This window comes from Rhodohalobacter sp. 8-1 (assembly GCF_038150125.1).
Taxonomy (GTDB): Bacteria; Bacteroidota; Rhodothermia; order Balneolales; family Balneolaceae; genus SW132.
The window spans coordinates 210,564-234,114 of the sequence record NZ_JBBVMF010000002.1; the positions used below are offsets into that span (position 1 = coordinate 210,564).

General features: G+C 44.3%; 13 protein-coding genes. 9 read left to right on the forward strand and 4 right to left on the reverse strand.

What is annotated here, in order from left to right; translation table 11 throughout:
- Nucleotides 1-2: 2 nt before the first annotated feature.
- Nucleotides 3-1,235 (reverse strand): ABC transporter permease, encoded by a 1,233-nt coding sequence (locus tag AABW11_RS02500; protein ID WP_340103080.1) that lies wholly within the window; start codon nucleotides 1,233-1,235, stop codon nucleotides 3-5.
- Nucleotides 1,236-1,390: 155 nt separating this feature from the next.
- On the opposite strand from AABW11_RS02500, the gene bshB1 reads away from it, so the two are divergent.
- The 6 genes from bshB1 (at nucleotide 1,391) to AABW11_RS02530 (ending at nucleotide 14,575) form a co-directional block, all read left to right on the forward strand.
- Entirely contained in the window at nucleotides 1,391-2,134 is a 744-nt protein-coding gene (bshB1, locus tag AABW11_RS02505) for a bacillithiol biosynthesis deacetylase BshB1 (protein ID WP_340103082.1), read from the forward strand.
- Between the two features lie 681 nt (nucleotides 2,135-2,815).
- Nucleotides 2,816-5,926, forward strand: coding sequence for a SusC/RagA family TonB-linked outer membrane protein (locus AABW11_RS02510; RefSeq protein ID WP_340103084.1), 3,111 nt, complete (start codon nucleotides 2,816-2,818; stop codon nucleotides 5,924-5,926).
- 18 nt (nucleotides 5,927-5,944) lie between these two features.
- Nucleotides 5,945-7,840: a RagB/SusD family nutrient uptake outer membrane protein gene (locus AABW11_RS02515; protein WP_340103086.1), complete on the forward strand. Its 1,896-nt coding sequence runs from the start codon at nucleotides 5,945-5,947 to the stop codon at nucleotides 7,838-7,840.
- 120 nt (nucleotides 7,841-7,960) lie between these two features.
- Nucleotides 7,961-11,626: an FG-GAP-like repeat-containing protein gene (locus AABW11_RS02520; RefSeq protein ID WP_340103088.1), complete on the forward strand. Its 3,666-nt coding sequence runs from the start codon at nucleotides 7,961-7,963 to the stop codon at nucleotides 11,624-11,626.
- Nucleotides 11,627-11,784: 158 nt separating this feature from the next.
- Nucleotides 11,785-12,501: a DUF305 domain-containing protein gene (locus AABW11_RS02525; RefSeq protein ID WP_340103090.1), complete on the forward strand. Its 717-nt coding sequence runs from the start codon at nucleotides 11,785-11,787 to the stop codon at nucleotides 12,499-12,501.
- Nucleotides 12,502-12,556: 55 nt separating this feature from the next.
- Nucleotides 12,557-14,575: an LVIVD repeat-containing protein gene (locus AABW11_RS02530; RefSeq protein ID WP_340103092.1), complete on the forward strand. Its 2,019-nt coding sequence runs from the start codon at nucleotides 12,557-12,559 to the stop codon at nucleotides 14,573-14,575.
- A gap of 67 nt (nucleotides 14,576-14,642) precedes the next feature.
- On the opposite strand, the gene AABW11_RS02535 is transcribed toward AABW11_RS02530, so the two are convergent.
- From AABW11_RS02535 to AABW11_RS02545, 3 genes are all read right to left on the reverse strand, one after another.
- Nucleotides 14,643-15,446, reverse strand: coding sequence for a CDP-alcohol phosphatidyltransferase family protein (locus AABW11_RS02535; RefSeq protein ID WP_340103094.1), 804 nt, complete (start codon nucleotides 15,444-15,446; stop codon nucleotides 14,643-14,645).
- A 102-nt stretch (nucleotides 15,447-15,548) separates the two neighbouring features.
- Complete coding sequence (locus AABW11_RS02540; RefSeq protein ID WP_340103096.1) at nucleotides 15,549-16,355, reverse strand: inositol monophosphatase family protein; 807 nt, start codon at nucleotides 16,353-16,355, stop codon at nucleotides 15,549-15,551.
- A gap of 210 nt (nucleotides 16,356-16,565) precedes the next feature.
- Nucleotides 16,566-19,166 (reverse strand): DUF5689 domain-containing protein, encoded by a 2,601-nt coding sequence (locus AABW11_RS02545; RefSeq protein ID WP_340103098.1) that lies wholly within the window; start codon nucleotides 19,164-19,166, stop codon nucleotides 16,566-16,568.
- Between the two features lie 253 nt (nucleotides 19,167-19,419).
- On the opposite strand from AABW11_RS02545, the gene AABW11_RS02550 reads away from it, so the two are divergent.
- From AABW11_RS02550 to AABW11_RS02560, 3 genes are all read left to right on the forward strand, one after another.
- Nucleotides 19,420-20,061 (forward strand): thymidine kinase, encoded by a 642-nt coding sequence (locus AABW11_RS02550; RefSeq protein WP_340103100.1) that lies wholly within the window; start codon nucleotides 19,420-19,422, stop codon nucleotides 20,059-20,061.
- Nucleotides 20,062-20,069: 8 nt separating this feature from the next.
- The gene (locus AABW11_RS02555; RefSeq protein ID WP_340103102.1) at nucleotides 20,070-21,401 is read left to right on the forward strand and encodes a NupC/NupG family nucleoside CNT transporter; all 1,332 of its coding nucleotides are present in this window, start codon (nucleotides 20,070-20,072) and stop codon (nucleotides 21,399-21,401) included.
- Between the two features lie 203 nt (nucleotides 21,402-21,604).
- Nucleotides 21,605-23,548 (forward strand): peptidylprolyl isomerase, encoded by a 1,944-nt coding sequence (locus AABW11_RS02560; protein ID WP_340103104.1) that lies wholly within the window; start codon nucleotides 21,605-21,607, stop codon nucleotides 23,546-23,548.
- Nucleotides 23,549-23,551 lie beyond the last annotated feature (3 nt).

Consider the following 23,551-nt stretch of genomic DNA (forward strand, 5'->3'; position numbering starts at 1 on the left):
AGTTACTCGTACCTGAGTGATTCAATGGGGTCAGATTTGGCCGCACGTCTGCTTGGTAGATATCCGAAAAGCAATCCAATAAACGTACAAAGAAGTATTGCATTTAAAACAGTGGTCCAGTCCATGTAGGCTACAAATATTTGATTAATGAGTTCAGTGATCCCAATAGATAAAATCACGCCAATCACACCGCCAAAGATGCAAATGACAATTGACTCCATGAGAAACTGGAGCTGAATTTCCCATGATTTTGCGCCAACTGCTTTTCTGATTCCTATCTCTTTAGTTCGCTCCTTCACAGATACGAACATGATATTCATTACCCCGATGCCGCCAACAAAAAGGGCCAATCCGGTTAAAAATATACCGATCCCGTAAATGGCAACCTTCATACCCTGAAATTCCTGTTCAAAGAGTGCTGCCTGGTTAATAGCAAAATCATCGTCCTCCATGGGGTCTAGTCCCCTGATGAGTCGCATGGCCCCAATAACTTCATATTCCCCCTCCTGGAGTGTCTCCTCGTCCGGAAATTGAACGGATATCTGAATTCCCCACCGCAGATCATAGATTGTACCGTAGGCTGAAATAGGAACAATCATTCTGTTATCGCCGTCCTCGAGTCCCAAAAAGTTTCCTTGCTCTTCAAGCAGCCCAATAACGTTAAACCGCTGGCCTCGGATCCGAACCTGTTTATTTAACGGATCAGAATTTGGAAAGAGAACCTCGGCAACACTATTGCCTAAAATGACGACTTTCGCCGCGCGCTGCTTTTCCTCTCCTGTAAAAGCCCGTCCTTCAGCAATATTTAAGCCGGCCGTTTCAAAATATGATGCGGTGGCACCATTTAACTGAACGTTATCAGCAGACCTGTCCTGAAATCGTATAGCGGTTCCTCTGCTTGCAGATGCCGATACTGCCGACGCACTTGGCACCAGCTCCCGAAGCTGGTCCACATATTCGAGCTGCATCTCCCTCCTATTGCGATATTCCCACCATTTATACTCTCCGCCAAATCCCCATGGCCATTTTTCAACAAAAACTACGTTTCGACCAAGCATATCCATACTTTCCTCGAACGATCGGTCAACGCCATCCGTAATGGTATTCATAGCCGTTACAGACACAATACCAATAACAATGCAGGTTGTGGTAAGCAGCGCACGCACTTTATTTGCCCAAAGAGCAGACATTGCAATCTTGGATCCTTCAACTAAACTTATATAAAGTTTTTTCATTAAAAAGCTATTGGGTTTGAAAATTGATCGGATTACTTTTAAGCATGGAGTTCATTTATTTGGTGCGCATGCAGACATTTCGCAGATGGAGTACGTGAAAAAATGACATTCGTTGCAATTTAAAATAGAAATTTTTACTCAATTGAAATTTCGATATGAAAGCTGATATACTCGCTTTTGGTGCCCATCCCGACGATACGGAGCTGGGGTGTTCAGGGACGCTGGCATCGCTCGTAAAACAGGGACAAACAGTAGTTGTTGCAGATCTTACACGGGGAGAAATGGGGTCAAGAGGAACGGCTGAAATTCGTTTACAGGAAGCACAAAAAGCCGCAGATATTATCGGTCTTGCTGATCGTGTAAATCTTGGCCTACCGGATACCCAGCTTGAAAACACCCGCGAATTTCAGATACCGATCATAGAAGTCGTTCGCCGGTATAAGCCACATATCTGCATCCTGCCAGCTCCCGCTGATCGCCATCCGGATCATGGAAACGCCTCTGCCCTGCTGATTGATGCCATTTTTTATAGCGGTCTTGTCAAAATTGAGACAAAAGATTCAGACAGAAAACTTCAGGACATTCACAGGCCATCGCATATTATTCACTACATGCAGGACAGACCTTTTGAGCCTGATTTTATTTTTGATATTACTGGTACACTTGAAACGAAAGAAAAGGCAATCAAAGCATTTGCAACCCAATTCAACGTTGCTGATCCGGGTGATGAACCTGAAACGTATATTTCCGATCCGTCCTTTTTTGATTCGCTTCGGGCCAGAGCAAAACACCTTGGCCATCTTGCGGGCTTTGAGTACGGAGAGGCATTTCAATACGCCTCTTCCCCATTTCCTGCACGAAACCTCGATTTTTTGATGGGTACCTCTCCCAAGCGGTGATTTGAGTTATAAATCAGTTTTGATTCTATTTAGACATTTTTAAAAAACATAGCCTTTGTCCAAACTTGAATGCTAAATATATAGTGCTCAGCAGGAAAGCTCTTGGGACTTAAAATAAACCTGTATAAAGTATCTCATACAAGCCCCACCTTTCTGTAAAGAAATTTTAGCATAAGGAGCCGAATTACTGAAAGGATTTAGTATCTGTGTCAACTGTGGAAGAACTTCAAACAAAATTTTTTAATTTTGAATAAATAATTTAATTGAAATACTATGTTTTTATTAAATAATAATTCATACACCTAATATTGTCTTTTTTTATTTTATTTTTGAATCTTCATATGAACTACTAAAATAAAAATACTTGATATTCGATTTCATATGCATAGTTTATTATTGTTGTGATTTTTGCACTAATTAGTATCCAACAAAGTGTTCCAATAAATTAAAGTGGAAGAACACAAGCATAGTTTGGACATGTCAGCTTCATAATTTGCGAGGAAATACTATTATTTACACGAGAATGTTAGCGCTATCATTGTGATTTACATTCGTCTCTATAAACGGGAGTATTTTTATAAATGCATAAAAGCGCTTCCTTGAAAAATGAATCACTTTTTTGCTCTTGTAACTTGCTCTCTCCACGGCTAATACTTAAAAACAAAAACCGAATACTCTCTTATGAAACACATATACTATAAAAAACCATACGAATTCTTCAGGTGCCTGCCCAGGATATTATGCCTTACTATGGCTTCTATGCTTGGTATTATACTGATGGCTGGTATGGTTTATGCACAGGATATTGAAGTTACCGGTACTGTCACAGACGCAGTTACAGGTGAAACTTTACCTAGCGTGAACATACTAATTGTAGGAACCGACACCGGAACCACAACCAACCTTGATGGTGAATATTCCATTATGGTCCCGGATCTAAATCGTGAATTACGATTTTCCTTTATCGGATACGAAACAATGACTGTTCCAATTGACGGGCGAACGACGATTGATATAGCGCTGCAAACTCAGCAGGTTGTAGGTCAGGAAGTCGTGGTTACGGGTTACGGTTCGGTACGTGAACGTGAGTCAATTAGTGGCTCGGTGAGTTCCGTGACCGGTGAACGCATCGAATCGGTGCCTACCTCCAACCTTTCTCAAACTCTCGCTGGCCGGGTTTCGGGCCTGGCTGGTTTAAATACGGCTGGTGAACCCGGAGCAGATGGTACACAGATCCGAATTCGCGGAAATGCTACTCTCGGAAATAATGATCCCCTGATTGTTATTGATGGAGTCCCCGCACGACAAGGCGGACTTGATCGTATCAATCCTAATGATGTGGAGAATATCAGTGTCTTGAAAGATGCATCTGCTGCGATTTATGGATCCAGAGCTGCAAACGGAGTAATTCTCATTACAACTAAACGTGGCCGAAGAGGAGCTCCTCAGTTCACGGTAAACGCTTCTCAAGGTTTCAATCAGCCTACCGTCATCCCCGATATGGCCGATGCTGCTACGTACCTGACAATGATCAATGAGATTGATATTTATAATGGCAGCACACCAAGGAGATCAGAAGAGGAAATTAACCGATATCGTAATATTCAACAGCAGGATCAATGGGCTTATCACGATACAGATTGGTATGAGGAAGGATTAAAAAACTTTTCAAATGAAACAGAAGCATCTGTTGCGGTTAGTGGAGGTAATGAAACAATACGCTACCGTGTATCAATGCGTGGCCTCACAGAAGATGCCTATTACGAAGATAGTGCCACAAGATACAGCCAGGGTGAATTCCGCAGTAACGTTGATATTGACTTAAGTGAAAATATCCAAATGGGAGCCGACCTTTCCGGTCGTCTGGAAGATCGAAATTACCCGACCCAGTCAGCTGGTGCCCAGTTTCGGTTTCTGATGCGTGGAAAACCTCACCAACCTGCACGTTGGCCAAACGGGAAGCCAGGGCCTGATATTGAAAATGGAACGAATCCGATCGTTTCCGCCACTCCAGCGACCGGCCACCATGATATCAATGATTACTATTTTCAAAGTAGTGTTTATATGAATATAGAAATTCCTACGATCGAAGGATTGGCGTTCCGTGGAAATTTCTCCTACGACAGGCGCTTCAATGAAAATGAACTATGGGCTACACCCTGGACACTATATAGCTGGGATGGTTCCAGAGATGATAACGGCGATCCCGTACTCAGCCCTGGGCAACGCGGCCCGGGAACACCTGAACTAACCCGCCAAAGGGAAAACCAGCAGGATATTACCTTCAATATTGTTGGTAATTTTCAGCGAAGTATTCAGGAACACAATTTGGCTTTTATGCTGGGTACTGAACGCGAAACATGGCAGGGACAAAATGTTGGCGCCTACAGGGAAGGATTTTTGAGTGAACAGTTTCCACAGCTTGACCTTGGAGCTGCACAGAACAGAAATAACTGGGGAAATTCCTGGCATGGAGCCCGACAAAATTTCTTCAGCCGAATTAACTACGATTACGGACAAACTTATCTGTTTGAATTGATCGGACGCCTTGACGGATCATATATATTTCCTGAAGGTGACCGATATGGATTTTTTCCATCAGCATCTGTTGGATGGAGATTGTCTAATGAAGATTGGTTTCAAAACCTCAGTGGAGATGTCTTCGATGATTTTACTCTTCGATCCTCCTATGGACAAACAGGTAATGACCAGGTTAATCCCTACCAGTTTCTTGGAACGTATGCTTTTGGCGGTGGGTATGTGCTTGGCGGCTCTATTCAGTCTACTTTAAATGAAGCAAGAATTCCTAACCCGAATATTACCTGGGAAGTCGCAAACCAGTTTAATGTAGGACTAAACACGACTTTCTGGAATAACAGGCTCAAATTCGAGTTTGACTATTTCAACTATAACCGAGAAGGAATTCTCTGGCAGCGAAATGCTGCGCTTCCACTAATGGCGGGCTTCCAGCTTCCTGATGAAAACATCGGAGAAGTAAAAAGCTTTGGCTTTGACGCTACTACGAGTTACCTGCAGGCAATAAGTGAAGATCTGTTCTTGGATGCTACTTTTACGCTTAGCTATGCAACAAATGAAATCCTCTTTTTTGATGAACCGGACGGAATACCTTCATGGCAACAAAATGAGGGCAAGCCAATGAACACCAGCCTTTATTATAAGTCGATAGGTGTTTTCCAGGATGAGCAGCAGATAGCGAACACACCAAGCTGGGATGGAGCCCAACCGGGCGACCTGATTTTTGCAGACATTAACGATGACGGCGAGATCAACGCGGATGATAGAATCCGTGATGACCGAACGCAGTTTCCGAAATGGACCGGAGGTATTCAGCTGGGTACGAGCTACAAAAACTGGAATCTTTCAACATTCTGGCAGGGTGCTGCTGGTGCAGCAGTGTACACCCAAACTGAATCCGGTGAAATTGGGAACTTCCGTCAAAGTTTTGCAGAAAACCGATGGACACCTGAAAATCCTACAAACGATCATCCGCGTACTTGGAACCGCAGCGATGAGTACTGGGCATCTAATGCTAACACCTACTTCTTAGAAAGTACAAACTACATTAGGCTCAAATCATTGGAGCTTGCTTACACACTCCCCGCTTCATTAAGCAGTAAGGCGGGACTTGAAAGAACAAAGTTCAGCATTACCGGCATGAACCTTCTAACCTTTACCGGTCTGGAAGATCTTGATCCTGAAGCTGCTTCCGGTGCGGGTCAGTATTATCCGCAAAGAAGATCTGTTCGAATAGGTTTGCAAGTACAATTTTAATCCACAAGTATTATGAAAATGAATAAACATATATACACGAAATTATCACTGATCGCTCTTATGCTGTTTATGTATGCAGCCTGCGATTCAGTTTTGAACTTGGATCCCCTGGATCAGCCTTCTGATGCTGCTGTCTGGTCGGATCCGGCGATGTCCGAGGCATTTGTCAACGACATATATAGTGATCTGGCTCATGGGTATACAGAAGTGATGCTTGGAATTCATACAGATGAAGCCGCCTTCACACATATCGGTTCTGCTGAAGCTGCACAAGGAATAATCAATCCTACAAATGTGTATAATACAACCTGGGGTTCGGCATGGTGGACAGGCCCTCCGGGATCAGGTAATCTTCAGTGGGGAAACGCTTACGGCTCAATCCGGAAGACAAATCTTTTCTTCCAAAATTTTGAGCCCGAACTATTCGCCGATCAGAATCTTGCTTCTCAACTCACCGGTGAAGTTCATTTCCTGAGGGCAATGAAATATCATGATCTGTTAAAACTTCATGGCGGGGTACCCATTGTTGATGAAGTTTTTCAGCTTGATTCGGATTTACAGGTGCCAAGAGATTCATACGAGGATGTGTTGAATTTTATCTTAGCTGATATTGAAGAAGCTGAAAACAGATTGGATTGGCTTCCGAGACAAGCAGGAAGGGCAAGTAAAGGTGCGGCTTTAGCACTTAAAAGCAGAGTTCTCACCTATGCGGCAAGCGATTTGATTCACAACAGCCAATGGGCCGGTGGTTACAATAATCCTGAGTTAATCGGTTTAACACAATCTACACTGACACAGGAAGATCTATGGGAACGTGCACGTGATGCTGCCCGGGAAATCATTCAAAATGGGCCTTATTCTCTTTATGATCAGGATTCCAATCCGACTCAAAATTTCCAGAATATCTGGCTTGAAGGTGGTGGATCGGAAGCAATATTTTCGAGATTCTTTCTTGAAGAGCATGATCCCGGCGGTGGTAACTGGGGCATCGTATCACCGGGACAATGGTTTGGACCCAATGGCTATTTCCTATGGGGCGGCAGTACACCGCAGCAGGCCTTGGTTGATGATTTCGAAACACTTGACGGCGAAGCATTCGACTGGTCTAATCCAGATCATGCTGAAGATCCATTTGCAAACCGGGACCCACGGATGGAAGCGACCGTTATGTACAATGGATATCAGTGGCGTGAACGTCCTGAAGGGCCTCGTGCCACAGATCCTTTGGGAAAAATTGAAACTTTCCTATCACTCCGGTGCGTTGGATCAGCTGAGTGCCCTGAAGAACGTACAGGCCTGGATTCACGCAGAAGCCCGGTTGAAGACTGGAATGGTTCGAGGACAGGATATATTCTCAATAAGTTCATCAGTCCTAATGTAGAGCATTGGAATAACGTCCAGGAAGTTCCCTGGCACTTCTTCCGGTATGCTGAAGTACTGCTCAACTATGCTGAGGCTCAAATCAACCTCAATCAAGAAGGAGAAGCTCGTTCCGCAATCAACCAGGTAAGAAACAGGGCGGGTATGCCTGATATAAATGATTCCGGACAAGATTTAGTGGAGCGATACCGTAACGAGCGCCGCGTTGAGCTCGCATTCGAAGACCATCGCTACTACGACGTTCGGCGATGGATGATCGCACCACAAACTGCAGACAAAGATGCCTATGGCATTTATTTACATGCTCAGTATGAGTACGACCCCAATGATGAATTTGGCGGAATGTACGACTATGATTATGTCATAGACCCCTCAATGGATGTCCCAACTGAGGTGGAGCTTGCACCAGGAAACCCAAATATTGGTGTTCGTCCGGTTTGGTCACGAAGCTGGAATCCTGCAACTTATTTCCTTCCTATTCAACGGGATGAGATGAACAGGAATAACGCTTTAGTACAGAATCCTCTTTACTAATTTGACAAACGTCCCGTCTATCTAACTGACGGATAGCGATGAAACTAATGGTGATTTTGAGTATGTTCTTCATGCTCTTGATCACCATTTTTTTTGCATTGTATTTTGAATAACATCTATATGATTTCAAGAATATTCATTTTATTCCTCCCTCTCTCAATTTTGATTTTCTTAACGAGTTGCAGCACTACACCTGAGCTTCAGTGGAATGAAGAAGAAGGGTACCGATGGGCTGAACTTACGCCAAACTATTACGGTGATGATGGATTCGAAGCAAAAACCTCATCAGATACTGGAATCGATTTTTCTAATAGTGTTAGTAATGATATCATCGCCGAAAACCGACACTATGCTAATGGCTCGGGTGTGGCAATTGCAGACGTAGATAATGATGGATTAGCAGATATCTATTTTGCAAGTATTGAAGGCAGAAATCGACTCTACAAAAATTTGGGCAACTTAGAGTTTAAAGATATAACTGATCAGGCCGGTGTAACTCATGAAGGTTATAATTCTACCGGGGTGATTTTTGCTGATTTGAATGGTGATTCCTATCCTGATTTGCTGATTACCTCTTCGTCCGATAACAACTCCATTTATTTAAATGATGGAAGTGGAAATTTCTCACTTCATACCAAGAGTGGACTTGGTAAAAGCAACGGTGCCCATTCTGCTGCAATTGCCGATGTGAACGGAGATAATTTACCGGATCTGTACATTGCAAACTACAGAGTTCGGTCCGTCCGGGATCTTTACGGGCCTGAAGAGCTATCTTTAGAAAACACGACGACTACTCAAAATGGTCAAATGCAGATCCTGCCGGAATTTGAAGATTACTACAAGGTTATAGAGATAAACGGCCGCCAGTTCAGGCAGGAAGTGGGTGCCTATGATGAACTTTATATCAACCAGGGTGAGGGTATATTTCAAAAAGCAGACAGTGATATACATTTTCCAGTCAACGCGGAAGGAGGACCAGGCCTGTTTAAAGACTGGGGCTTCACTCCTATTTTCAAAGATATCACCGGCGATGGATTTCCTGATCTCTACGTCACCAACGACTTCTGGACACCGGACCGCCTTTGGATCAACCAGGGAAATGGGATTTTTCACGCTGCAGATAATCATGCCATTATCAACCAGAGTTTTTCATCGATGGGCGTTGATATGACAGATCTGAATAAAGATGGGGAAACGGATATCATGGTGACAGAAATGCTTAGCGACAATCACGAACGTCGTCTCCGTCAGTATTCAGACTACATGGGAGAATACCAGGGAAGTACACATCATAATCACAACTCTGTTTATTTAAACCGCGGTGATACCACCTTTGCGCAGATCAATTATCTAAGTGGCCTTGAAGCTTCCGAATGGTCGTGGGCAACAACATTTATGGATATCAATCTTGATGGACATGATGACCTGATTGTAGCGACCGGTTTTTACAGGGATTATCTGGATATGGATGCCCAGAGAACAATAAATCAACGATACCAGCAGATGGGCTCAGCGATGATGGAACAAGGTGATGAATTTCTGAGCTTTCCAAAACTGGAGATCCCTAACAAACTATTTATTAATAATGGTGACCTCACCTTCACTGACCGTAGCAGTGAGCTGGGATTTACCGCGGATGACATTTCAATGGGCATGGCCACAGGCGATCTGAATAATGATGGAACTCTGGACCTCGTGTTCAACAGATTCAATAAGAATGCCATTATTTACAAAAACACCACATCAAAGCCAAGAATAGCAGTACGTCTTCAGGGCAGATCTCCTAACACCAACGCCATTGGCGCAAAAGTAACTTTGAGAGGCGGCCCGACCTTACAACAGCACGAGATTACTGCAGGTGGCTACTATCTCTCAGGTTCAGACTATCTGCTTACTTTTGCCGCAGATGAATCAAATGAAAACCTTGTGATTGAAATTCATTGGAGAGATGGCACAACCAGCCGCATTGAAAACGTAGTATCAAACCGGATTTATGAAATCAATCAGTACGACATTGAAATCATCCCTTCAGAACACACGGTCAAGAAGTCCAAATCGCCTATATTTGAGGATATTTCTGACACAATTAATCATATTCATCATGAAAGCGACTATAATGATTTTCAGCGGGTTCAGCCATTACTTCCAAAAGAACTTTCAAGAAAAGGGCCTGCCGTTGCATGGGTCGATTTTAATAATAGCGGCCGCGATGATTTAATTGTCACCGAAGGAAAAGGCGGTAGTCTTCAAGTATTTGAAAACATGGGCAGTTCTCAGTTTAAATCTGCGGATGTTACGGCGGCCATGAATGAGGCTCTGGGTGATCAAACCGCATTAGCGGGCTGGGCATCGGCAGATGGGTTTACATTAGCGTATGGCAGCTCAAATTACGAACAGGGAAATCCCGGTGTACCGTCTGCCTATCTCCATACGTTTCAAAATGGAGCACTCGCACTAACAGATAGCATTCCTGGTGTTCTTTCAAGTACAGGGCCGATTGCCGCGGCAGATTACGACAATTCCGGATCTGTTGACCTGTTTGTTGGAGGGCATTTTCTTCCCGGGGGTTATCCACGGGACGCCTCATCGCGTCTTTTCAAAAATACTAACGGGACATTCCGGCTTGATGAGCAGAATTCAGCCGTTCTCGAGAACGCAGGCTTGGTAAATGCTGCTCTTTTTGCAGATTTCTCACAAAACGGAAAACAGGATCTGTTAGTAAGTACTGAGTGGGGTATGCTGAAACTCTTCGAAAACAGGGACGGCCGTTACCGGGAAGTGACTGCAGACGTTGGTTTCGATCAATACAGCGGTTGGTGGAATGGAATTGCAACGGGTGATTTTAACAATGACGGACTAATTGATATTGTGGCGATGAATATAGGAAGCAATAGCCCATATAAACTCAACGCGTCCTATCCTCTTCGCTTATTTTATGATGATTTTAACCTGAATAACCGCCTCGATATTGTTGATGCATACTATCATGAACCTGTGAGCGCTTACGTACCACGGAGACAGCTCTTGGACTTTCGATCGCTACCCACGATTCTCAGAAATGTTCAAAGCCACGAAGAATTCTCAGAAGCACCGATCGGTAAAATATTTGATCTTAGTATCTCCCGAGTGCCCTACAAAGAGATCAACACAGTGCATCATCTATTATTTTTGAATACAGGAAACGGGTTTGAGACTAAACAGTTGCCGATTGAGGCTCAGATGTCGACTGGCTACCACGTAGGGGTATTGGATTACGACAATGATGGAAATGAAGATCTTTTTATCAGTCAAAATTCATTTGAATACCCGTCCTCAGTCGCCAAACAAGATGCCGGGCGTGGGTTGCTGTTGAAGGGTGACGGAACTGGGTCATTTGAAGCGATATCAGGCATTGAAAGTGGTATAAAAATGTACGGTGAACAGCGGGGCGCAGCATTTTCCGATTTCAACAATGATGGAAAAACTGATCTTGCCGTATCACAAAATAACGGGCAAACGAAACTTTACGTGAATAAGACAGAAAAGGCAGGTATAAGAGTTCAGTTAATTGGCCCTGATCAAAATCGGTCTGCCATTGGGTCTGCCATTCGACTCATTTATGAGGATAATACCAATGGGCCGGTACGAACTATCCAGGCGGGATCCGGATATCGGTCACAAAACAGTGCCATCCAGGTTTTCGGTTACGCCGAGATCCCACAGGCTATTGAGGTAATCTGGCCTGATGGTTCAACAAGCCAGACTGTCTTCAATCCGGAGCAAACAACATATATCATTCACTATTGATGAAAGTATATAAGATCAGTCTAAAAACTTAATTCTCGTGACTAATTCAAATCAGCCAAGTTCATGATTTTAAAAATTGTAGCATTTTATACAGTATAGAATTATGTTCACTGATTGAAGCATACCGACAAAAAATTAATATCCATCTACACAATTGAATGACGTTACAATTTGATAGATCGGCCTTTTTTACTTCACTTTTACTTTCAATCATTTTTATTTTAGCGCTTTCCGGTTGTTCCGGAACATCAGCTGTAACGGAACAAAGAAAAGACATAGATTCGTCAGATACTGAGAACTATGATGAACTGGAAGAACTTTACTGGTCCCGAATTGAAAGCGATCGTATGTCGTTTACCGAGGCCGACGTTGCCTTTATGACCGGAATGATTGGCCATCATGCCCAGGCTTTGATTATGTCTCGCCTCGCGCCAAAAAACAATGCGAGTCCGGAAATTCAGCGGCTTGCCGCACGAATTATCAATTCACAGCAGGACGAAATACAATCGATGCAAACCTGGCTCGAACGTCGTGATCAACCAGTCCCTGAGGTTCACATCAACGGCCTCAACCTGATGATTCATGGTGTTAATGGCCACGGCAGCCACGATCATACAGACATGCCCGGTATGCTTAGTGATGAACAGCTACAGCAGCTCAGTGACGCCAGGGGCAGAGAATTTGACCGTTTATTTTTATCCTACATGATAGCCCACCACCAGGGTGCAGTAACAATGGTCGACACGTTGGTCAGCACAGATGGCGCAGCCCAGGATGAAGATGCTTTTCGGTTATCAGCCGACATCAACGCAGACCAGGTTACAGAAATTGAACGAATGAAACTGATGCTTGAAGAAATTCAGACAGCTAATTGATTCTTCCTTTTTTTCAAAGTACCACATAGATAAAACACTAATCCTTACCAGATTTATGAACTCAATCACTAAAAAAGACGCAGGGTCCGGCCGTTTACGTATTCCGAGATTCTCTGTCATACTTACCTTATTTGCTACTTTTTTGATGGGATTTTACGCCTGCTCAACAACCGACCAGGTTCAGGCTCCCCAGGAAGAATTGCTCACTCCGATTCATGAGATTCCGGCTCCGTCTGAAGATCCCCGTGTTGGACTTGCTGCCGGCCTGTTTGATGCAGAAGAAGCAATTTGGAACATGAATTTACTCTCTAATACTCCTCCCCCCTCTGATTTTGTGGGGTCAACGAACTCTGATCTGGCGTTTTATGAGCATTACGCGATCCAGGGGAACTACAACGGATTTATCATTTGGGATATCAGCGATCCGGCAAATCCGGATGTGGTAATCGATTTTCTCTGCCCTGCATCTCAAAGCGACGTTTCCGTGTATGAAAATCTGCTGTTTGTATCAGGTGAAGGACTTGGAGGCCGACTCGACTGCGGAACTGAAGGCGTTGAATCAGCCGTGAGTGATGAGCGACTACGCGGTATCCGAATATTTGATATCAGCAATATTCAGGAGCCTGAGTACCTGGCAAATGTTCAAACCTGCCGTGGTTCGCACACGCATTCTGTTTTGAAAGATCCCGATGATGATGAAAATATTTACATCTACGTCTCTGGTTCGGCAACTGTTCGCCCCGAAGAAGAACTTCCCGGCTGCACCAGTGCATTTCCTGATGAAGATCCAGACAGTCCTCTTTTCCGGATTGAAGTGATTCAGGTACCGCTTGATGATCCAGCAAGTGCGGCCATTGCCAATTCTCCCAGGATATTTGAAAATCTCGAAGCACCCCCAACTCGTGAAATGACTGAGGAACAGCGCCAGGAACTTGAAGCAGCCCGCGAACGTGGTGCATTTATAGGAATGTACAGAGGCGAAGAACGCATAATCCGCGGCTACATGATTCGTGATTTTCTTCAGCAAATTGTTGAAGAACGCGGCGGGTCCGGTCAGCCTACAGCGGCCGACAGTACAGAACTCAGGGAACGGCTGACAGAATTTATTGATGCCCGATTAGCCCGGGGCGGAGAGTCATCTCAGGCGCTTGGTCCCAATCAGTGCCACGATATCACGCTCTACCCAGACATCGGACGTGCAGGCGGTGCGTGCGAGGGATATGGCCTTCTTCTCGACATTTCTGATCCGCTAAATCCGGTGCGTATCGACGCAGTAGCTGACTCTAACTTTGCATACTGGCACTCAGCTACATTCAATAATGATGGATCCACTGTTCTTTTTACGGATGAGTGGGGCGGCGGCGGACAGCCAAAATGCCGTGCTGAAGATCCCATGGAATGGGGTGCAAATGCCATTTATTCCATCAACAGCAATAATGAGATGCGGTTTGAAAGCTATTATAAAATGCCGGCTCCTCAAACGGCGCAGGAAAACTGCGTGGCCCACAATGGGTCGCTAATACCAATTCCGGGACGCGATATTATGGTTCAGTCTTGGTACCAGGGCGGCGTATCAGTGTTCGATTACACAGATCCGAAAAACCCGATCGAAATCGCCTTTCACGATCGCGGGCCAATTAGCGCGGATCAAATGGCAAGCGGCGGCAGCTGGTCTATTTACTGGTACAACGGCGTGTTGGTAAACTCAGAAATCTCACGCGGTCTCGATATCTTTCAGCTATCACCCAGCCCTTATCTCACTGAGAATGAAATTGCCGCCTCCAGAACGGTAGAGCTGAATCAGTTTAATCCGCAGGGACAAGTACAGTTTAACTGGCCGGCATCTTATGCTCTGGCTCATGCCTACCTCGATCAAATGTCAAGAAACAGGGATATGACGGCAGCTGAAATATCTGCGGCTCGTCGTAGCCTTCATGAAGCTGAACAACGGTCAGGCAGCCGTAAAGGCGCAGTTCTAAGATCGCTTGCTGAGAAAATTGAATCCCAGGCGTCAGGCAGTTCAGAAAAAGTTACCAAATTTACTGAAACAGTAAGAAATTTGGCATCAATGTAAAAACCTGTCGATATCTATCTGAAGAAAGCCGGGCTCTGAGAAAATCAGGTCCGGCTTTTTTTATATGTTAATCACGGTATATCATCTGTTTCTGCTTCTCACCTGTCAGCACAAATCGCCGAAGACCTATGAACAGAAATATGAATACAGAAAAAATTATGAAAAACGGGATGATCAAATTAATCAATCCTGCTGCAAGTAGTATCGCTATGATAAGGAGCTGAAATCCAAGTCCATAGACTGATAGCAGGCACATAAACCATTTTGGAAACGGGTCGGCTTCAGGCGCTTTTCTATCCAGAGCGTAAATAATTTTGTCAAAAGCAGAATAAAAGACCCGGTAAATTTTGAATAACCAGTTCACCGCGGCCTGACTTTCCTGAGGATATGCTTCAGGTACGGATGTTTCAAATATCTTGCTTGTTCGATCACCCTCCAGCGAATGATGCCTCAAAATGACATAATAATAGTTGTAGAGTGTTCCCTGCAGCTGAAGGGAAAATATTGCGAGTAATGCTGCCCATAATGGGTGGCTGCCAACAGACCAGATGGCAATGAAGATGATGAAGTTCAGGATGAAGTCGAATACTGAATCAAGATAGCGGCCGGTGTAGGACGGCCGTTTTTTCATACGTGCCAGTTCGCCGTCCATCGCATCGATGATAGATTTCAATATCAAAAATATGCCTGCAATGATGTAATAACCGGCGAGTATGCAATAGACGGCAATCAGTCCCGCTATACCAAACGCTAAAGTGACTTGTATGGGTGTTGCTGATGTGTTCTTTAATTTGTCCGCTGCCGCTACAGCAAACGGTCGCCCGTAGTCTGATAGATCTATAAACGTGTCGTGCTTAGATAATTTTGACATGTAATATTTTCTTAGCTATAGTATGCTGATCATTTTTTATGATGGTGTTCAATCCGTCAGGACCAATTGATCCGGTTCAAATCGCAAAAGGCACTGCGTCCGTCAGATCACGTTTTTTCTTTTATCTTCGTCGATATATGTTACAATTTGCTCCAGAAGGTAAGTGTGGATATGACTATTTCCTGCGACCATTCGTTCACCAAACAGCCAGTCATATCCACCGGTCCAGTTGGTTACAACCCCGCCTGCTTCCTGAATAATCAGAGCTGCTGCAGCTACATCCCAGGCGTGAAGCGAATATTCAAAGAATCCATCAAACCGGCCGCAAGCCACACAACATAAATCGTAAGATGCGGCACCGGGACGCCGAATGCCCTGTAGTTCGCTCATCAAATGGCGAAATAGATTCAAGTAGGGATCTACCAGTGAGAGATCGTTGTACGGGAATCCAGTGGCGACAAATGCATCTGTATGATTGTTTTTTTCCGATACAAAAATCTTTTCTCCATTCAAATAAGCGCCCTCCCCTTTTACAGCGGTGAACTCTTCATTACGGTTAATTTCAATAACGACGCCTACTTTTGGCTCCCTGTTTTCCCAAAGTGCAACAGAAACGCAGAAGATTGGAAAATTATGGGCAAAATTTGTGGTTCCATCAATCGGGTCCACAATCCAGGTTCTCGACTTGCTTAATTCGCTGCTATTAGCTGTTTCTTCAGCCAGCACTTCATCATCTGGAAAGTTATCAAGCAGTACTCCTAAAATGGTTTTTTCAGCTGCAAAATCAGCATCAGTCACTAAATCGTGACTGCCTTTTTGTTTGATATTAAGAAATTTATCACGGAATTCTTTCACAGTATTCACGCCCGCTCTTGCGGCTTTTAACGCAATATCAAGGTCTTTATCCATTCTTTATTATAGTTTGATATTTGGTTTTCATATTGTGTCTGGCCTCAGTCACTATTTACATTACCTCGTCTTTAAGGTATGCAACTCAACTCTTAACAAGGCTCCTAAGTTCATTGATAACCTATTGCTTTTTCTGTTTAATATAGCTCATGCAATAAAAAAAGGCCCCGAAGGACCTTTTTAAAACACTGAGTAAGATGTGTTACTGCGTTATTTTACGATCATCATCTTACGTGAGAGTGTCATACTGTTATCCATGGTTAACCTGTAAATATACATACCGCTCGCCAGTGATGATGCATCAAACATAAGCGTATGAGATCCGCCTGTAAATGAACGGTTGTTAGCCAGCGAGGCAACTTCACGCCCCATCACATCATACACTTTCAGCGATACATCTGCGCGTTCTGGTAGTGTAAATGAAATATTCGTGGTTGGATTGAACGGGTTCGGGTAGTTTTGATTCAGCTCAAACGATTGAGGTGATTCAGCAACCGGCTCATCAATACTCACCAGGCTTCGGGTAAAGTCGAATCGGGTCCATACCGGAGCGTGATCGGATGTTGTCGAAATATAGCTGCCGATGTAGTTCGGATTTTCAACTCGTTGCGCACCGTCAATGTGATCCTCAATGAGTTCGTTAGTCACTGTCATGTGATCAATCATACTTTGATTTTGGCCTGCAATGTAAGAGTTGAGACCCCGCTGCTCGAGTGAGCTTGTAACCGTAAAGTAGTTATCATCCACAACAAAGTTGTTGTAAGGAGATACCTCTTCATTGTAGGTTGAGGTAAACAGCTGATCGTTATAATCACCCAAAAATAGTACGTTATCGTTCTGGCGATTATTATCAAGGTATACCTTTAGTCTAAGTGAAGCCAGTGTTCGCCGGTCGTATGATTCTTCATCAGCCAGTGCTTTTGCATGCACATTGTAGGCGTAAATCCGACGGGTAATGCCTTCAACGGTTGCATCAAATTCAAAAAAGAGCGGCAGGCGGAATGCCCAGTCGTATGTCTGCTGACCGGCTTCCAGAAGACCCTGATCTATAGAGTTGATCACCGATGTTTTAAACAAATAAGCGGTGTTTTGCGTCTGGTTTGAATAATTAGCCCAGAAACCAGAGTAATCTGCAAGACTGTCAACCAGTGCATTAAATCTTGTTTCGCTGGAGATCTCCTGGAGAGCGTAAAGGTCGGCATCAATGGTTTCAACCACGGAAATAACATTATTCATCTGCAAATCCAGATCACTCGGCCCATTGCCGCTGCTGCCAAACCACTCAATATTCCACGTTACCACGTCAAAGGTTTGATCTTTGGGAATGTAATCGCCGATTGGCTCAAATACCTCAATATCAATGTCGTTACTGTCTCTTGGTTTGAGCTGATAGGTTCCATCAAACTGCTCCACAACCCCGGTTATTTCGAGAGGTTCCTCAGGGATGGATGCATTCACAAGATCGGTAGCGTTCTGATCAATACGAAGTTCTGCCGACCCTGAAAAATCTGAAATTACATAGTTTGTCCCCCCCTGGAATGCACCGGATTCAACGAATGAAACGCCGGCTACAGTAACGAGTTCACTTTCAAACTCTCCTGAGTTCATTTCGGCGAGAGTAATTATTTGAGGTTCAACTTCCACAGCGGCTGTGTTAATCACTTCAAATGTGATATCATCATCATTCTGGTATTCAGCGATTTGTAATAAAAATGTACCGGGCGTGCCGCCAATTGGATTAAACTCAGTTAAAGGACCGGTTACAATTACTGAATCACCACGCTCAACGGCTCCATGTAAAGGATCCCAGAAAACGGCAATGCCCGCGGTTTGATCCTGAATGAAAGAGGGGCCTGAAAATTCTTTGCCAACTGTAACCCTGCCGCCAACCGTTACCCGGGTTCCGAATTCGAATTCCCGTGCCTCAGCAATAGGAGTAATATCATCTTCAGAAATGGCTGACCCAATGAGGTTCAGTACAAATGTTGGCAGGTCAGGATCGTTTGTCGCGATAGATAGCTGATCTTCATACGTATCTACTGCCGGAGGAGTGAATGTAAGAGTAAGCATACTGCTTTCGCGAGATGCAAGTGATCCGGTGATATCTGTATCAATGGAAAAGGCTGTGCCGTCAGTCAGAGAAACAGAGGTAATATCAAGATTTGGCTCTCCATTATTGGTGATATCAATATCAATCGTGCGGCTTGCATTTGCGGCAACGGCCGGGAATTCTACCAAGGCACTGTCCTGAAGGGATTCACCATCTTGCCTCACAACAATTGTGGGCGTAGCGTCGAGTTCAATATAGGGTTCTATACGAAAGTCGTCGACGTTAACTCGACCACCAGCTACCGTGTTGACCCTGAACCGAACAGAACCGATTTGAGTTGATGCAATTGTGTATTTATCCAGCGTGTTGCTTACTTCAATCGCCTCTCCATATTCTGTCCAGGTGCTTCCTCCATCGGTTGAAATATATACCTGAAGAATTCCGCCACCATCACCGGAAAATCCTGAATTTGCTGCAAAGAAACTTAATTCAGTGACCCCCTCCGCAAAGTCAAAGTTCATCTGTAAAATTGATTCACTGTCTCTATTATCCATTCTCACAGACTGAGAACCGTTTCTCGCATCACCACCGGCACCGCCGAGGAGAGCTTCGTCTAAAAACCATTGTCCGGTGGTTAAATTCACAAATCCGGGTGCATAACTTCCTTTATCCCCATCCTCAAAATCTTCGAAGAGCTGTCCAAAAGCGAGAGTGGTTATCGAAATACTAAAGAGTGCAAATAGTAGTAATCGTTTTAACATATAATAGAATGAGATAGATGTGATGTAATCCTTATTTTGAGTTTTGAGCTAATGTTGAGTAAAAATGGATTACGTTTAATTTTTCAGATGTCAAACTTACAAAAATATTCATGCAATGATGTTAACCCCTGTATAAGTTTTTTCCTGATGACAGATTTATGCATTGAGAAATCCCGTAAACTTATCTTTTCCTTTTACACGCTGAGGGGATATATTCCACGCAGAAATTGACCGGATGTTTGAATTGTAGTTTATGATTAATGAACCATGGTTTGTGCCAGCTAATGTAGGCTGGATAGAAGTTGTTTGCGGGGGAATGTTCAGCGGTAAAACGGAAGAACTTATTCGCCGTGCTAAACGCGCGCATATAGCCGGACAAAAAGTAGTAATTGTGAAGCCTACGGTAGACGACCGGTACAGCAAAACTGATATCGTTTCCCACAATGAGTCTGCCCTGCCTGGAATTCAGGTCGATACCGCTGATCAAATCATCCTGCTCACCTCCTCTGCAAAGGTTGTATGTATTGATGAGGCCCAGTTTTTTGACGACCGAATTGTAGATGTTGCCAATACACTGGCAAATGATGGTAAACGGGTTATCGTGGCCGGGCTCGATATGGATTTTGAGGGTAACCCATTTGAACCGATGCCTCAGCTTCTTGCCATTGCTGAGTATGTGACCAAACTGCACGCTATTTGTGCTGAAAGCGGCGTAATGGCAAACTATTCACAGCGGGTCGTCGAAAATGACGATCAGGTGCTCGTGGGTGAAAAGGATGCATACGAACCACGTGCAAGGCATTGTTTCCGCCCCCCTGTGGATAAAAAACGAGGCACCCCTCTTCCCCCACTAAAGGCAGACGATAAAAACATAATTGAAGATCCTGACTCTTAATTAACTCTATGGATATTATTCACGGCATTTTTGGAATGCTTGGGCTTATAGGTATTGCCTGGCTTTTCAGCAACAACAAGCGAAACGTCAATTGGAACCTCGTTTCGCGAGGCCTGATCCTTCAGATCGGTCTTGGGATTTTCATTATTAAAGGAACGGAGATGGGTGAATTTTTTGCCCCCCTTGGCTGGCCAAAATTAATCTTCAGCCAGGTGAGCTCCTTTTTTGTGCTTCTGCTGGGCTACACAACCGCAGGGGCACAGTTTATCTTCGGTGATCTTGCCATCAGCCCGGGCATGGATGGAAGCATGGGATCGTTTTTTGCATTCCAGGTACTCCCGACCATTGTATTCTTTGCTTCCATTACAACTATTTTATATCACTATGGCATCCTTCAGAAAATTGTAGCTGTCATGGCCAAAGGAATGCGAAAGCTGATGGGCGTCTCCGGTGCTGAATCTCTGTCTGTAACCGGAAATATTTTCGTGGGACAAACGGAATCTCCCCTGCTCATTAAACCGTTCATTGAAGGAATGACGCGTTCGGAACTGCTGGCCGTTATGACCGGTGGGATGGCGACCATTGCCGGCGGTATCATGGCCGTTTACATCCAGATGCTTGGTGACACCTATGCACTCGTTAATGATGTAAGCATTGAATTTGCACGGCAGATGTTTGCTGAGCAACTTCTTGGTGCAAGCATCATGGCAGCACCCGGGGCTCTTGTGATCGCCAAAATTTTCTATCCCGAAGTAGATACACCCGAAACCATGGGCAACATTGAAGCACAAGTTGAACAGCAGGATGAAAATGGAATTGACGCGGCGGCCTCTGGCGCTACTGAAGGATTGAAACTTGCCCTTAATGTGGGCGCAATGCTCCTCGCTTTCATTGCAATTATTGCCATGATAAACTCTTTTTTAAGCTGGTTTGGTGAGGCTACAACGTTAGCAACCCTCTTACCTTCCGGCAGTTTTACACTAGAAACTATTCTGGGGTGGGTTTTCTCTCCTATCACATTACTTATAGGTGTACCCTTGCAGGATGTGTTGGCAACCGGCAGCTTGATGGGAGTTAAAATTGTATCCACGGAGTTTATTGCATACCTCAACCTTCTCGAGCTGATAGAACAGCAGGCCATTGAGCCCAAATCTATTGCTATGGCCACGTTTGCGCTCTGTGGTTTTGCCAACTTTGCGTCCATCGCCATTCAAATCGGGGGAATTGGCGGGCTGGCACCCGGGCGAAAAGCAGAGCTTGCAGAGTTCGGTATCAAGGCGGTGATTGCCGGGTCTATCGTAAATCTGATGAACGCCGCTATTGCAGGAGTTCTGTTCTGATAGACGTCTATGAACACCGCATTCAAATTCGGGTAAATTATCAAATAATGAAAAGCACGCTTACCCGTTTATCACTCGTTCTTATCAACAGCATTTTTAGATAGATTTAATTCTCTGCCGAGCCAATGTACACTTGTTGTTATACTCTTTGAATCCTGTTAATTTTCAAGACTTTTCACTACCGACAATATCTAAACGAATCAATGAATTATATTAAACGAGTAACCAGTTCTGTACTTCTTTCATTAATATTATTGTCTCCTCTCCAACTGTTTGCACAATCCTCTCAAACCGTCAGTCAGAATATGGATGCTGTTGTCGCTGAAATTGGGGATGAATCAATTTCACTTGGCGATCTGATCAGCTACTATGAGAGGAACAATATCGAGGATGGTTATTCCTCTGAAGAGCTAAAGGAGTTTCTTCCATTCTATGTAGATTATAAACTTAAACTTGCCTACGGTAAAGACCAGGGACTTTATTCCGACCCCGAAATTCAGCAAGAGTTCGAGAACTATTCAAAGCAGGCAGCTTTCTCTTTCTGGCTTGAGAACGAAATCAAAAGTGAACTGGAGAAAGAATTTATAGAGCGCAGCGAATATGAGCTGAAGTCGACTCATGTACTCATCCGGCTCGATCCTAATAGTTCTGCAGATGATGCAGAGGAAGCCCGTCTGCGGATTGAAGAGGCTCGTCAAAGGTTCATCGATGGTGAAATGACAATGGAAGAGTTAAACCGTGAATATTCCACTCAGGTTCAGGGCCGGCCTGCCGGTGGCGAGCTCCCCTGGTTTTCGGCCGGAGTTACCGTTAAGCCATTTGAAGATGCACTTTACAGCCTGGAGAAAGGTGAACTTTCTGAGCCCGTACGTACTCAGTTTGGATTTCACATTATCTACCTTGAGGATCGCCGGCAGAGAACACCACAGCGAAGTGCAAGCCATATTTTCTTCAGAGGTTCACGGGATGATCTGTCTGCAGAAATTCTGGCTGACAGCGCTTACGCCACACTTGAAAAGGGACGCCCGTGGGATGAAGTTGTTCAGCAATTTTCTCAGGATGGGTCATCCGTAAATAACGGCGGTTCTGTTGGCTGGGTTGGTTACGGAACACAATACTCGGCAGATTTTATTGACGCCGTGTTGTCCGTGGATCCAATAGCGTCTTTTTCTCAGCCGATTCAGACCAATTACGGCTACCATATTTTCAGAATTGATTCGGTTCGATCGTACCAAAACGATGAGCAGCGACGGGAAGAGCTCCTCTCACAGCTTGAAGAACTTCCCCGCTACAACGCCAATCGTCAACAAGTGCTGGAACGTATTTCTGAGATTGGGAATTTTTCAAAGAACAGCTCTGTGCAAGAATCAATAACGGCCTTTTTTAGTGATGCTGACTCTTCGTTAATTACGAACATCGACCTGCCGGAAGACATAGCCGAACAAACGTTGATTTCGTTTAATAACCAAACGTACACTTCCGGTGACTTCAAGCAATGGCTTCATGACACTCATAGTGACAGGTCGACTAAAGAGTTTTCAGATCACTGGGTTGATTTATATGAGGAATATGTTCTCGACTCCCAAATCATCCCCATGACTAACGACCGTTTTCCGGAATTCAAGCGAGAAACGGATGGGTTTTTAAACGGACTCGTTGTTTTCCAGGTCAGTGATGAGAATATCTGGAATATTGAAACAGCAGACTCCTCAAATCTTGAGCAATATTACGAACGAAACAAGGATAAGTACAGGTTCGATGAGAGGCATGATTATACATTACTTGCATCACGTAATGACAGCGCTTTAACAGCTGCACTGGAGATGACCCGGCAGGCAGTATCAATAGACAGTATTTCCAGGACATTTGATAATCTTATTATTACACGTGATTCTGTGGCCACGCCATCCGATGAGATCTTAACGGCACTAAATGCTACAGAAATTGGTGAAACATCCGATAAATTCACATACCGCAACCGAGATGCGTATGTGATCTATCATCAGCTTCTGGAACCCCGAACGATGACCTTTAACGAGGCATTTTATAGGGTTGGAAGTGACTATCAGCCAATTCGGGAAGAGAATTTCATGAATGAACTGAGATCAGAATATCGCGTCAGAATCTATCCGGAACGAATCCGGTAATAA

Bases quoted from the DNA above. Each gene is read 5' to 3' on its own strand.
- AABW11_RS02510 (WP_340103084.1), top strand. From the start codon at position 2,816: ATGAAACACATATACTATAAAAAACCATACGAATTCTTCAGGTGCCTG.
- AABW11_RS02555 (WP_340103102.1), top strand. From the start codon at position 20,070: ATGGATATTATTCACGGCATTTTTGGAATGCTTGGGCTTATAGGTATT.
- AABW11_RS02520 (WP_340103088.1), top strand. From the start codon at position 7,961: ATGATTTCAAGAATATTCATTTTATTCCTCCCTCTCTCAATTTTGATT.
- AABW11_RS02525 (WP_340103090.1), top strand. From the start codon at position 11,785: ATGACGTTACAATTTGATAGATCGGCCTTTTTTACTTCACTTTTACTT.
- AABW11_RS02550 (WP_340103100.1), top strand. From the start codon at position 19,420: ATGATTAATGAACCATGGTTTGTGCCAGCTAATGTAGGCTGGATAGAA.
- bshB1 (WP_340103082.1), top strand. From the start codon at position 1,391: ATGAAAGCTGATATACTCGCTTTTGGTGCCCATCCCGACGATACGGAG.
- AABW11_RS02515 (WP_340103086.1), top strand. From the start codon at position 5,945: ATGAATAAACATATATACACGAAATTATCACTGATCGCTCTTATGCTG.
- AABW11_RS02530 (WP_340103092.1), top strand. From the start codon at position 12,557: ATGAACTCAATCACTAAAAAAGACGCAGGGTCCGGCCGTTTACGTATT.
- AABW11_RS02545 (WP_340103098.1), bottom strand. From the start codon at position 19,166: ATGTTAAAACGATTACTACTATTTGCACTCTTTAGTATTTCGATAACC.
- AABW11_RS02560 (WP_340103104.1), top strand. From the start codon at position 21,605: ATGAATTATATTAAACGAGTAACCAGTTCTGTACTTCTTTCATTAATA.
- AABW11_RS02500 (WP_340103080.1), bottom strand. From the start codon at position 1,235: ATGAAAAAACTTTATATAAGTTTAGTTGAAGGATCCAAGATTGCAATG.
- AABW11_RS02540 (WP_340103096.1), bottom strand. From the start codon at position 16,355: ATGGATAAAGACCTTGATATTGCGTTAAAAGCCGCAAGAGCGGGCGTG.
- AABW11_RS02535 (WP_340103094.1), bottom strand. From the start codon at position 15,446: ATGTCAAAATTATCTAAGCACGACACGTTTATAGATCTATCAGACTAC.